This is a genomic window from Candidatus Pseudomonas auctus, assembly GCF_048654275.1.
GTDB lineage: Bacteria > Pseudomonadota > Gammaproteobacteria > Pseudomonadales > Pseudomonadaceae > Aquipseudomonas > Aquipseudomonas pharyngis.
The window spans coordinates 179,516-192,103 of record NZ_JBJYZK010000010.1 but is presented as its reverse complement, the minus strand read 5'-3'; the positions used below and the strand labels follow the sequence as shown (position 1 = coordinate 192,103).

9 protein-coding genes are annotated in these 12,588 nt (G+C 56.4%); 2 read left to right on the top strand and 7 right to left on the bottom strand.

Annotated elements, in window-relative coordinates; all coding sequences use genetic code 11:
- The first annotated feature begins 53 nt into the window (after positions 1-53).
- Positions 54-1,130, top strand: coding sequence for an S-methyl-5-thioribose-1-phosphate isomerase (gene mtnA, locus ACKUG4_RS19460; protein WP_039770560.1), 1,077 nt, complete (start codon positions 54-56; stop codon positions 1,128-1,130).
- A gap of 134 nt (positions 1,131-1,264) precedes the next feature.
- Here the strand turns inward: mtnA and ACKUG4_RS19455 are convergent, their stop codons facing one another.
- From ACKUG4_RS19455 to ACKUG4_RS19425, 7 genes are read right to left on the bottom strand one after another with little or no spacing between them, the layout of a single operon-like run.
- Positions 1,265-1,666, bottom strand: a complete 402-nt coding sequence (locus ACKUG4_RS19455) for a GtrA family protein (protein WP_236189929.1) — start codon at positions 1,664-1,666, stop codon at positions 1,265-1,267.
- Complete coding sequence (locus ACKUG4_RS19450; protein WP_064598446.1) at positions 1,663-2,949, bottom strand: NAD(P)/FAD-dependent oxidoreductase; 1,287 nt, start codon at positions 2,947-2,949, stop codon at positions 1,663-1,665. Before ACKUG4_RS19450 ends, ACKUG4_RS19455 begins: the two co-directional genes overlap by 4 nt.
- A 2-nt stretch (positions 2,950-2,951) precedes the next feature.
- Complete coding sequence (locus tag ACKUG4_RS19445) at positions 2,952-3,902, bottom strand: NAD-dependent epimerase/dehydratase family protein (RefSeq protein WP_236189928.1); 951 nt, start codon at positions 3,900-3,902, stop codon at positions 2,952-2,954.
- On the bottom strand, positions 3,902-5,830 hold the full coding sequence (locus tag ACKUG4_RS19440) for a glycosyltransferase family 39 protein (RefSeq protein ID WP_156669350.1): 1,929 nt from the start codon (positions 5,828-5,830) through the stop codon (positions 3,902-3,904). The genes ACKUG4_RS19445 and ACKUG4_RS19440 overlap by 1 nt, the downstream gene beginning before the upstream one ends.
- Before the next feature lie 32 nt (positions 5,831-5,862).
- Positions 5,863-6,603: an SDR family oxidoreductase gene (locus tag ACKUG4_RS19435; RefSeq protein ID WP_064598440.1), complete on the bottom strand. Its 741-nt coding sequence runs from the start codon at positions 6,601-6,603 to the stop codon at positions 5,863-5,865.
- Entirely contained in the window at positions 6,600-7,910 is a 1,311-nt protein-coding gene (locus ACKUG4_RS19430) for an FAD-binding oxidoreductase (protein WP_064598438.1), read from the bottom strand. The genes ACKUG4_RS19435 and ACKUG4_RS19430 overlap by 4 nt, the downstream gene beginning before the upstream one ends.
- Positions 7,907-9,337, bottom strand: coding sequence for a UbiA family prenyltransferase (locus ACKUG4_RS19425; RefSeq protein WP_236189926.1), 1,431 nt, complete (start codon positions 9,335-9,337; stop codon positions 7,907-7,909). The genes ACKUG4_RS19430 and ACKUG4_RS19425 overlap by 4 nt, the downstream gene beginning before the upstream one ends.
- Before the next feature lie 536 nt (positions 9,338-9,873).
- Here ACKUG4_RS19425 and gyrA point away from each other — a divergent pair.
- Complete coding sequence (gene gyrA, locus ACKUG4_RS19420) at positions 9,874-12,537, top strand: DNA gyrase subunit A (RefSeq protein ID WP_039770558.1); 2,664 nt, start codon at positions 9,874-9,876, stop codon at positions 12,535-12,537.
- Positions 12,538-12,588: the final 51 nt, after the last annotated feature.

Genomic DNA, 12,588 nt, shown 5'->3' with positions numbered 1-12,588 from the left:
CGCGGGGGGATCGCTATAATCGGCGGCTTTTGTTCATGAGTGCGGGGTGAGGGATGCGCGATCGACTGTTGGCTGCGGAGAAAGTAAAGGCCATCGATTGGCGTGATGGCGCGCTCCACCTGCTGGATCAGCGCGTTTTGCCGTTCGAGGAAAACTGGATTGCCTACACCAGCGCCGCCGGCGTGGCCGAGGCGATTCGCTCGATGGTGGTGCGCGGTGCGCCGGCCATCGGCATCAGTGCCGCCTACGGCATCGTGCTGGCGGCCCGTGCCCGGATTGCCGAGGGGGGCGACTGGTACGCGGCGCTGGAAGAGGATTTCATGCTGCTGGCCGATTCCCGGCCGACAGCGGTCAACCTGTTCTGGGCGTTGAATCGCATGCATGACCGGCTGGACCGTTTGAAGGAAAACGCCGATCCACTGGTGGCGCTGGAAGCCGAGGCCATCGCCATTCATGAAAGCGATCGCGAGGCCAACCTGACCATGGCTCAGCTCGGCGTCGACCTGATCCGCAAGCATCAGGGCAATGCCCAGGCGATTCTGACGCACTGCAACACCGGCGCCCTGGCTACCGGCGGTTTCGGCACGGCGCTCGGGGTGATTCGTGCCGCATTCATCGAGGGCATGGTCGAGCGCGTCTACGCCGACGAGACCCGGCCGTGGCTGCAAGGCTCGCGCCTGACCGCGTGGGAACTGGCCAACGAAGGCATTCCGGTGACCCTGAACGCCGACTCCGCCGCTGCGCACATCATGAAAACCAAAGGCGTGACCTGGGTGATCGTCGGCGCTGACCGGATCACCGCCAACGGCGACGTGGCGAACAAGATCGGCACCTATCAACTGGCGGTCAACGCCATGCACCACGGCGTGCGTTTCATGGTGGTGGCGCCGAGCTCGACCATCGACATGAATCTGGCCAGCGGTGATGACATTCCGATCGAAGAACGCGACGGCGCCGAGTTGCTGGAGGTTGGCGGCAAACGTGTCGGGGCTGACGTTGAGGCGTTCAACCCGGTGTTTGACGTCACCCCGGCAGACCTGATCGATGCGATCGTCACCGAAAAAGGCATCGTCGAGCGCCCGGACACCGCGAAAATGGCGCAGTTGATGTGCCGCAAGCGCTTGCATTGACAGTCGCAAGAAGCGCTGGATGACAGGGCGTAGCAGCCCGGTCATGACAGTGCGGACTTCGCTGTAGAAGTCTGCACAGTCACGAACGAGGCTGGATGGTGTGGGCTCTGACAGTAGTGGCAACCGTCAACGGACTATTTGAACGACCAGCGCTTGTGCCCCAGATAACTGGTAAACACTGGGACAACGATGCCGACGGCATGAGCCATCTCGTTGGCAAACAGCGTGATGCCGATCGCCGGAAACACATAGTGTGCAAGCCCCAGGCTGATCAGCCAGGTCTGAGCCACCGCGACCAGATTCACCAGTATGAAAAAAAATGCGGATCGGTGCGTTGACTGGCTGCTTTCTGTGAATACAAAAAGCTTGGCCAGTATAAACGCCGTTACCATACCGGTGATGTAAGCCAGAATGACTGCCGTGGAAAAGTCGAACCAAATGCTATAGAGCAGTCTCGAGCAAAAGTTGACGGCGGCAGCTGTGCCGCCGGTCAGTAGAAATGCCAAAAACTGCCGGCTCATCATCGTGTCCTTCACTCAGCAGCATCCTTCGCCATCTTTCGTCCGAAATCGATGCTTTCAGAGATGCCTCGATCTTCGGGGTAGTAATAGGAAGTGTCGGCCACCCAAAGGCCTTTGACTGGCAGCGATACAGGTGGCAACCGGTCAAGATAGCCTGGATCGCAAATTGGTTGGGCATAACGATAACGACTGGCGTAAATATCAATGAAGTCGTCATCCGTCAGTTCCGGGTTGATTTTCTTCAGGTAATGACGAACTTTGTTGAGGAATACCTCGTTAGGCTCCTGAAACTTTGGATGCTCGCCCGGTACATAGAAAGGCACGTAGACAATGTGCTCTTTCATTGGGCGTAAGTTGCTGTATTCAACCAGGCCTGGAATGTCCATTTCCGGGTCATTGGTGTTGAGCCAGAAGTTCTCTGTCAGTGCCTTGCGCAACTTTACAATGACACACACGACGGCGATGTTCTTCAGCGCTTTGAAACGCTGCAGGATCTCGTCAGGAAGGTCGGGCATCACTTTTGGCACGTAAGGTAGCGGAATGGTGCTGATGACTTTGTCGAATTGCTCGACCTTGCCATCAACTTCCACGCCTTTTACCTCGCCGCCTTCAATCAATACTCGAGTAACCGGAGCCTTCAACCGGATCTCGCCACCGTGCTCACGAATACTCCCTGCCATCGCATTGAGCAGCGTTTCCGAGCCACCTTCCAGGTAGCCCAGCTTTTCTTTGAACAGGTTGTACCGAGATCTGCCGATACGCCGAATACGGCTCCAGATCCAGGCGGCGGACAGATTGCCGGTGTGGTCGTAGAACTTGTAGTCAAACAGGCGACGCCAGAGCACTTCCCACGCTTCATCGCCTACCCAGCGCTTGATCCAGCCAGTCGCCTCGACATTGTCCAGCGGCTTCCAGTCATTGCGCTTGGTCGAAAGAAAGGCGTGAAGGCCATAGCGGAATTTGGCGGTCAGGCTCAGTCCCTTGAACTTTAGAAGCGCGAACGGATTGCCCCAGGCCTGGAGTCGGTTCTGATACCAGTAACCCATCTTGGTCTCGACCCAGCGCATTTCTTCAGCCAGGCCAAGTTCGTCCAGCATCTTCAGAAATGCATGGTCGGAGATGCAGTGGAAGTGGTAATAGCGCTCGATGCTCAACCCCGAGAAATCGAAGGGTGCAGTCATGCCCCCCACGCGATCATCGGCCTCGAAGATCACCGGAGTGTGTCCGTCACGTGCCAGTTGATAGGCCACAGCCAGCCCCATCGGGCCGGCCCCTAAGACAGCAATTCGTTGTGTCATGCTTAAAACTCCAAAACAACTTTGCTGTATTTCGGGTCGTTGAACGTTTCGTTCACCGCTGCCGCGAAAGACGTATATGGAACGTTGAATGTGCCGGGCCAATCATTGACCTCGAACTCGTCCTTGGCACTCAGGGAGGCCAGCTGTTGAGTGGTGAATGGCGGGTTTTTGTCAAACAGGCTCCAGGTCCAGATCAGGCCATAGAAAATGCTGTAAGGCACTTTGGCGATGATGGTCCTGGCGTGTGTGGTGCGTTTTATTTCGCGAATGATGTCGATGTAGTCAATTTTTTCATGTCCGGAAATATTGAAGATACCGTCATGAATACGCTGCTCTATGCAGCTGATGATTACATTACAGAAGTCACCTACATACAGCGGCTGACGCATGTAACGGCCGTGACCCGGGATCGGAAATACCGGCACTTTTTTCATGAAGCGAGACAGCCAGCCCAGGTGCTTGCGGTCAAACCAGCCAAACATCAGGGTCGGTCGCAGAATCGGACACGGAATGCCGCTGGCCAAGACCATTTGTTCTTGGTCTTTCTTTGTATTGGTATAAAAATCATCAGCAACCGACTCGACGACCGACGAACTGATATGAACCAGGTACTGAATATTATTGAGCTTGATCGCGTCAAGGATCAGCCGCGTGGCGTCCACGTTGTTGTGGACGAATTCGCTGTAGTCATTGCCGCCGATCTGCGCCTGAAGCATTACTACGACGTCTGCCCCAACGAAATGCTGTTGCCACTCTCCTGGCTTGGAGAGGTCGGCAAGCACCGTCGTGACATCAGGTTGAACCTGCTTGAGGATTTCCAGGTTCTTGGAATGCTTGTCGATGACCACGATGTTTTCGTAGCCTTTAGCCTTGAGGCGTGCGACCAGGTTTTGGCCGACGAGGCCGGCGCCGCCCGGAAGGACTATGCGGTCTTTGAGATTGATGCTGGCCATTATTTATTAACCTGTAGTTCTTTGCTGAATTGGCAAACCTGCATGCTTTGCCCGACGACCCGTTCGACACCTACGGTGTATTTTCCAGAAAGGGTCGACGTGTCGATGATTCTTCCAAAGCCTGCGCTGGCCATGTCTGGCCGTTTGAACAAGTCGCCCACGCCGTAATAGTAGGATTGAACAGCGCCGTAATATCTCACCGCGCCAGTCGCGTCGGTCAGGGTTATGTAGACTTGCGACGGGATTGTGTTCTGCGCACCATCAACCGTTGTCCAGCCCTTGAACTGGACAGTGCCGGGCGTCTTGCTCGTCGTGTCGCCTACATAGTCCAGATTGCCTTGGCAGTCGGTCTTCACCTTCGGCAAATCCAGGCCGATGGATTTATCGGGGAAGGCGACAATGCAGTTCCAGACTTCGGCAGCTTTCCATGGGTTGCCATTGTGCTTCCAGTCAACCAATTGGCGTACGGTCGGTACTGGAGACTCCGGGCACGCGGCAATTGCGCCTAGAGGCAGACCACCGAGGTAGGCCTCCGGGGTGTTGATGACTTTGTCCAGGTTGCGGAATCGATCAGGTACGGTGAACGATTTATGTTCGGCGTAGTAGGCGATAGAGGAACTCCAGTCATTGCCATACACCACAACCGCTTCGCCACGGGACATGTTCATATTAAGCGCATCGCCAACCATCAGGTCCCGCGAGTTACCGATATTGAGGTCTTCGCGCACCTTGAGGAAGTAGTCACTGGCAAACGCGCCGTAGTTATTCAGTACCAGGGCTAGGAAAACGATCACCGAGATCGCTGTCCGGCGGGCACCGTCCAGACTTTCCCCGACGGCGACTGCCAGAGCGAAGATCAGGAAGATGACATTGGCCGACTGGTAGTAGGTATGGACCAGGTGAAGATTGGTGAAGATGAACAGCGGCAAAATGCCCAATGCGCAGGCAGCAGCAATAATGAGTCGCAGTTTATTGCTTTTGGTCAGCAGCATCGCGCCAAGGATGATTGCAACGCCGAAGATACCCGACAGATTGCCCTTGATGATTCGCGACCAGATAACGTCGGTGTAGAGTGGCAGCGACAGTCGCTGGGTCAGGGTTCCCCAATTCCAGGCTGACAGACTCTGGGACGTGATGCTCATGCCGAATTCATTTTTGGATTTGATGATGTCGGTATATAGCGTCCAGCCGTAGCCGATGACGATCGGCAGTGCGAACAGCGTCATGGCCCAAAAGATGTTTTTGATGGAGATTGCGCCGACGATGCTCTTGTTTCTGTTGATTTCGTGAAACAAGAAGACGACGGCCAATACTGCCAGCACGGGAAGACCGGTTGTTGCTTTCTGAAGAATGGCCAGCGAAATGGACGCGAAAAAGCCTGCGGCAGCCCATTTACCTTTGTTATTCAGGAAGTCCAGGAAGAACTTGATCGCGAGAATGGCAAAGAATAGCGCCATTGTTTCGATCATGAATGTTCTGCCCCAGAACAGGTACACCGGGCTGGAAAACAGCAGGCCTGCAAAGAGGTAGAAACTGCTTCGGCTCAGCTTGAGCGACTTGCAGATTTCATTCGCGGGGTACAGGCAGAACACCAGGAATGCGAAAGATACAATTCTTCCGGTTTTACCCAGGTCGCTGTGGAAAAGCTGAGAAATGAACGCGACGATCGCCTGGTACAGCGGGAATTCGAAAGGGATCGACCAGGGCGCTCCGGAAACCGGAGTTTCATATGCAAGTTTGTAACCTTCCTGGATAAACCAGAAAGAGGTCAGTGCAGTTTGTGTTTGGCGAAATCCGAACAACTCAATCAACGGCTGGCCTGCGTAATGCAGGGCTATGTAAAATGCATAGACAAGCGTCAGCAGGCTAATTATTTGTATGCCGCGCATCGGCGATAAGTACTGACTTGAAAGTTTATTAAACTTCAAGGTTCACCCCATTCGAAAAATATTTACTGAATTTAGAGATTTATTCTTTTGAATACAGATCTTGGTATGGAGCGGATGATCAACATGATCAGCGACCAGAAACCGGGAGCGTAGAGCACGTCTTTTTTGCGATCTATGCCCTCTGCAATTCTCTTCGCGACCTGCTCGGGTTGGGCGACCAGTGCTTTTGGCAATTTCAGACCCTGAGTCATCGGCGTATCGACAAAGCCAGGTTTGATGGTGATCACATGGACGCCGACTTTGAACATGCGGGCGCGCAATCCTTCGCAGAATGTCGAAACAGCCGCCTTGGCAGCACCGTAAAGGTAGTTTGAAGGGCGACCGCGATCCCCGGCCACTGAAGAGATCACCGCAAGGGTGCCACAGCGCTGGGTTTCGAAGTGGTTAGACAACAGTGTCAGCAACGCAATCACGGATGTTCCGTTGTTGCTGAACTCCTGGAGTGCTACTGCCGGGTCTTGTTCGCATTGCTGTTGGTCGGGCAGTGTGCCGTGTGCAATCAAGGCGATATCGACCTGGCGCATGGCGCCAACGCAGCTTTCGAGCATTGCGGCATGGGCGCCGGTGTCGGTAGCATCCATGGCGTGCAAGGTTGTTGCCTTGGCTCCGCGTCCTTCCAGGTCGGCAGCGGTTTGCTGAAGTTTTTCGAGGTTTCGACCCACCAGGAAAAACTCACTACCCTGCGTAGCCCAGCGCCGTGCGCAAGCCGTGGCAATCGCCGAAGTTGCGCCAATGATCAAAACTCGTTTCATTCAGTTACCCTTTTCCAAAAGCGGGAATTCAAAGACGGGTCACGCAAGGCTTCAACCTGCTCCCACTCCGGATACGCGGCACGGAAGTCGCTGCCGCTCATGTGTGCATCCTTGGCCGGGTAGATCCTGCCGCCGGCCTCTCTAACAATCACGTCCAGGCGCGAGAACAGCTGATGCAGGCTTGTTGACTGCGGGAAATCTAGTGCGAGAGAGGCGCCAGGCAGCGGAAAAGAAAGAAGGCCGGGTGAGTTACAGTCGCCGCAGCGTTTGAGTACGGCCAAAAAGGAGCCGTTCCCTGAGTCGGCAATGGTCTTGAGCAATTGCGCCATTGCAGCCTGAGCATTGGCGTCGGGAATGACGCATTGAAATTGCTGAAAGCCGGCGTTGCCGTAAATGCGATTCCAGTACAGCACCCTGTCCAGTGGATAGAAGAAGGGCTCGTACTCGCTGCGAACGCGAGTTCGCTTGATCGGGCCCTTGCGCCAGTAGAGTTCGTTGAACCCGCGCAAAGACACATTGTTGATGAGCGAAACCGGAGGTGTCAGCGGCACCACAAGCTTGTTTCGCTTGTTCAGGGATAATGAGCCATAGGGCGCATGGTCGCCGACTATGTAGATCCCGCGTCCCAGTTGCTCGCCTTTGGCAAGGCAATCGATCCAGGCCACGCTGTATTCGTGCAGTTCATCCAACTGGCTGGAAAGTTCGAAGAACTCCCCAAGATTGTTGAAGCGCACGAGAGTGCTATCGATCTGGCTCGACTGAATCGGGATTAGTTGTATCTGCGCCCAGCTGACTACGCCGGTGAGACCCAGGCCGCCGATCGTGGCACGAAACAGTGCCTGGTTTTGTGTAGGGCTGCAGATAAGCAGCTCGTTTCTGTGCAATAGACCGAATTGGGTAACGTGGTTGCCGAAAGTGCCGCGTACATGGTGGTTTTTGCCATGAACATCGTTGCCTATCGCGCCTCCCAGCGTCACGAATTGCGTGCCTGGCGTCACTGCGAGGAACCAGCCGTTAGGAATGGACAACTCGAGGATTTCTGCCAGTGTCACGCCTGCTTCGGCAGTGATCCTGCCGTTTTGCCAGTCGACTTCGATGAAGCGATCAAGCCCGCGCATGTTCAGCACTTGATCACTGGCGGCCAGACAGCTGTCGCCGTAGCTGCGTCCGTTGCCGTACGCAAGTGTGCTGCCATGTGTCTGGCTGAGGCTTTCCACGAGGGCAGGCAAATCCGTTCGCCAGTTGGCGCTGTGTCCGGTTTGCGGCAGATTGGGATATCGTCCCCAAGACAACAGGTTGGCAGTCACGCGGCCACCCAGAAAACAACGCCCATCAGAGCCCCGGCGACGATGCTGGTGCGGTCAGAGACGGCGAACATGACCGGATCGTCGTGCATTTTCCCGCGATGGGTCAGCATCCAGATTCGAGAAATCCAGAACAGCAGAATCGGGCAGGCGAGCCAGATGATTTGTGGGTGGGCATAGAGGCGGGTAGTGGCAGGGTCGTGAATGTACATTGCCAGCACCATTACAGCCAAATAGCCGGAAGAGGCTCCCAGCGATGAAATCATTTCCAGATCGTCAGGATAGTAGCCGCGGCCCCGGGTTTTTTCCGTGCGCCCGCTGTGCTTGGCTTCGCGCAGTTCGGCATAACGTTTGACCAGTGCCAGACTCAGGAACATGAACATCGAGAATGCGAGAATCCAGAACGTGAGATCCAGGCCCAGAGCGAAGGCACCCGCAATGATGCGAATGGTGTAAAGCAGTGCGAGGGAAATGACATCCACGACCATTTTTCGCTTCATTGAGAGCGAATAAGCGAGGGTCAAGATGTAATAACCAACCAGGGTAGCGGTGAACTCCCAGGGCAGAAGCAGTGCCGAGCCTGCGAAGGCAATGCCCAATAACAGCGGGAACGCCAGCAATCCGGCCAGAATGCCGAGCCTGCCCGACGCAAACGGTCGGAAGCGTTTGGACTTGTGATGGCGATCGTCATTGAGATCGAGCAAGTCGTTGAGCAGATACACACTCGAAGCGCACAAGCCAAAAAACAAGAACGCGAGCAGGCCCTGCAGCACCAATGACATGTTTGTCAGTTGATGGGCGGTCAGCAAGGGGACGAAGATGAGTATGTTTTTCATCCATTGATGCAAGCGCAAGGCTTTTACCCAGTCCTTTGCAGAGCTGGTGTTGGAGTGGATGACCTCCTCGACATTGCCATGAGCCGCTGCGCGCTTTTCTACACCGCGCTCTGGATTGACCACGTACGCTTTGCGCGCGCTGGCCCATACGGCGATATCGTCCTGAGAGTTGCCGACGTAATCGAACCCTTCGTTTCCATAGTGCTCGACCAGCAGGTCGCGCTTGCGGTGTGACGAGAGGTTCAGGCTGCCATTGGTAGCTTCTACCGTGTCGAAAAGTTGCAGATGGTCGGCAATTTTCTGCGCCAGGCTGACATGACTTGCGGTAGCAAGCACGATATGGCGTCCGTTCGCTCGCTCCAGCTCAATAAGCTTGATCACGGTCGGGTCGTATGGCAGCACCGTTACATCGATATGGCTTCCGTTCGCCAGACCCTCTTTCAGCGAGGCTTTCCCTTTGAACAGCCAAGTGAGAGGCATGAATAGTTGAAGCGGATTGCTTCTAACAAAAGCAATGCCCGTCTCAAGCAAAAGATCCGAACGAAGGAGTGTGCCGTCGAGGTCTACAACAAGTGGGGGGGCATTGAATGTCACGAAAGCTTGTCCCTAAGAAATAAACCATGCGCTTTTTTTGCCGTATGGCGAATAGGCCGACACCGTCAGCGTGGGCTTTTCGGTTCGGTATATTCTTCGGCGCATAAAATCGAGCTGCGCATTTGAGCAAAAAAAGACCTCACCGTCACACCTTTTTATGGCGTTGTGACACTCGTGGGAGAGTCGGTCAGCGTTTATTCCTCCCGCTGGAGGCTTGGAAGTGTGACGGCGAGGTGAGTTTTGAGGGGGGGATGACCCGTTGGGCGCTCGAAACGGGCGCTGAAGGCGCTCTGAGGCGATTTTGTGTCAGATTAATGGTGTTAGCAGGCTATGCGGGGATAGGTGCGTGGCGGCTCTTGTGATAACATCCGGCGTTTTCCGAGGCGGCCCCACGGGGTTGTCTTCACTGCGCAAATCCAGGGTCAACTTGTCGATTTGTCGTAAGTCGGTGCATGGCACTCGGCCTGCATCGACGAGCTTCGTGCGTCCCCTATGGATATGGCGAAGTTTCACCAGAAAAAGGAATCAGGCTTCTCATGGGCGAACTGGCCAAAGAAATCCTCCCGGTCAATATCGAAGACGAGCTGAAACAGTCCTATCTCGACTACGCGATGAGCGTGATCGTCGGCCGTGCACTGCCGGATGCGCGCGATGGCTTGAAGCCCGTGCACCGTCGCGTGCTGTTCGCGATGAGCGAGCTGGGCAACGACTTCAACAAGCCGTACAAGAAATCTGCCCGTGTCGTCGGTGACGTGATCGGTAAGTATCACCCGCACGGTGATACCGCGGTGTACGACACCATCGTCCGCATGGCGCAGCCATTCTCCCTGCGTTACCTGCTGGTCGACGGCCAGGGCAACTTCGGTTCGGTGGACGGCGACAACGCCGCGGCCATGCGATACACCGAAGTGCGCATGACCAAGCTGGCGCACGAGCTGCTGGCCGACCTGCACAAGGAAACCGTGGACTGGGTGCCGAACTACGACGGCACCGAACTGATCCCGGCGGTCATGCCGACCCGCGTACCGAACCTGCTGGTCAACGGTTCCAGCGGCATCGCCGTGGGCATGGCGACCAACATTCCGCCGCACAACCTCGGTGAAGTCATCGACGGTTGCCTGGCGCTCATCGACAACCCCGAACTGACCGTCGATGAGCTGATGCAATACATTCCCGGTCCGGACTTCCCGACTGCCGCGATCATCAACGGTCGCGCCGGCATCATCGAAGCCTACCGCACCGGCCGTGGCCGCATTTACATGCGCGCCCGTTCGATCATCGAAGACATCGACAAGGTCGGCGGCCGTCAGCAGATCGTCATCACCGAACTCCCTTACCAGTTGAACAAGGCACGTCTGATCGAGAAGATCGCCGAGCTGGTAAAAGAGAAGAAACTCGAAGGCATCACTGAACTGCGCGACGAGTCCGACAAGGACGGTATGCGCGTCGTGATCGAACTGCGTCGCGGCGAAGTGCCAGAGGTGATCCTCAACAACCTCTACGCCCAGACCCAGCTGCAATCGGTATTCGGCATCAACATCGTTGCCCTGATCGACGGCCGTCCACGGATCCTCAACCTCAAGGACCTGCTGGAAGCCTTCGTCCGTCACCGCCGCGAAGTGGTTACCCGCCGTACCGTGTTCGAACTGCGCAAGGCGCGCGAGCGTGGTCACATCCTCGAAGGTCAGGCCGTTGCCTTGTCGAACATCGACCCGGTCATCGCCCTGATCAAGGCTTCGCCAACCCCGTCGGAAGCCAAGGAAGCGCTGGTCAGCACGCCGTGGGAATCCACTGCCGTGGTGGCGATGGTTGAGCGTGCCGGTGCCGATTCGTGCCGTCCGGAAAACCTCGATCCGCAATACGGTCTGCGCGACGGCAAGTACTTCCTGTCGCCAGAGCAGGCGCAAGCCATTCTGGAACTGCGTCTGCACCGCCTGACCGGTCTGGAACACGAAAAGCTGCTGGCCGAGTATCAAGAGATCCTCAACCAGATCGGCGAGCTGATCCGCATCCTCAACAGCGCCGTGCGCCTGATGGAAGTGATCCGCGAAGAGCTGGAAGTTATCCGCGCCGAATACGGCGATGTGCGCCGCACCGAAATCCTCGATGCTCGTCTCGACCTGACCCTGGGCGACATGATCCCGGAAGAAGAGCGCGTCGTGACCATCTCCCACGGCGGCTATGCCAAGACCCAGCCGCTGGCTGCGTACCAGGCCCAGCGTCGTGGCGGTAAAGGCAAATCGGCTACCGGCGTGAAGGATGAGGACTACATCGCTCACCTGCTGGTCGCCAACAGCCACACCACGCTGCTGCTGTTCTCCAGCAAGGGCAAGGTGTACTGGCTGAAGACCTACGAAATTCCGGAAGCATCCCGCGCCGCCCGTGGTCGTCCGCTGGTCAACCTGCTGCCGCTGGATGACGGTGAATACATCACCACCATGCTGCCGGTCGAGGAATACACCGAGGGTCACTACATCTTCATGGCGACCGCAAACGGCACCGTGAAGAAGACGCCGCTGGAATCCTTCAGCCGTCAACGCAGCGTCGGTCTGATCGCGCTGGAGCTGGACGAAGGCGACGTGCTGATTTCCGCGGCCATCACCGATGGCGAACGTGAAGTGATGCTGTTCTCCGACGGCGGCAAGGTGACCCGCTTCAAGGAATCCGACGTTCGCGCCATGGGCCGTACCGCCCGCGGTGTGCGCGGCATGCGTCTGCCGGAAGGGCAGAAGCTGATTTCGATGCTGATCCCGGAAGAAGGCAGCCAGATCCTCACCGCTTCCGAGCGTGGTTATGGCAAGCGCACCGCGATCACCGAGTTCCCTGAGTACAAGCGTGGTGGCCAGGGCGTGATCGCCATGGTCAGCAACGAGCGTAACGGCCGTCTGGTCGGTGCGGTTCAGGTGCTCGACGGCGAGGAGATCATGCTGATTTCCGACCAGGGCACGCTGGTGCGTACCCGTGTCGACGAAGTCTCCAGCCTGGGTCGCAACACCCAGGGCGTGACCCTGATCAAACTGGCCAAGGACGAAACCCTGGTCGGTCTGGAGCGGGTTCAGGAGCCTTCGGAAGTTGAAGGTGACGAGCTGGAAGGCGAAGAAGGTGTCGAGCTGGAAGAGGGCGTGATCGGCGCCGAACCGGACGATGCGGTCGACAACCTGCAGGCGGACGCCGCAGACGAAGAAGAGTCGCAAGACTAACCAAATCGTAGCAGGGCAGAGTGTTTGCTCTGTCCGCTACCGTGATTGCAT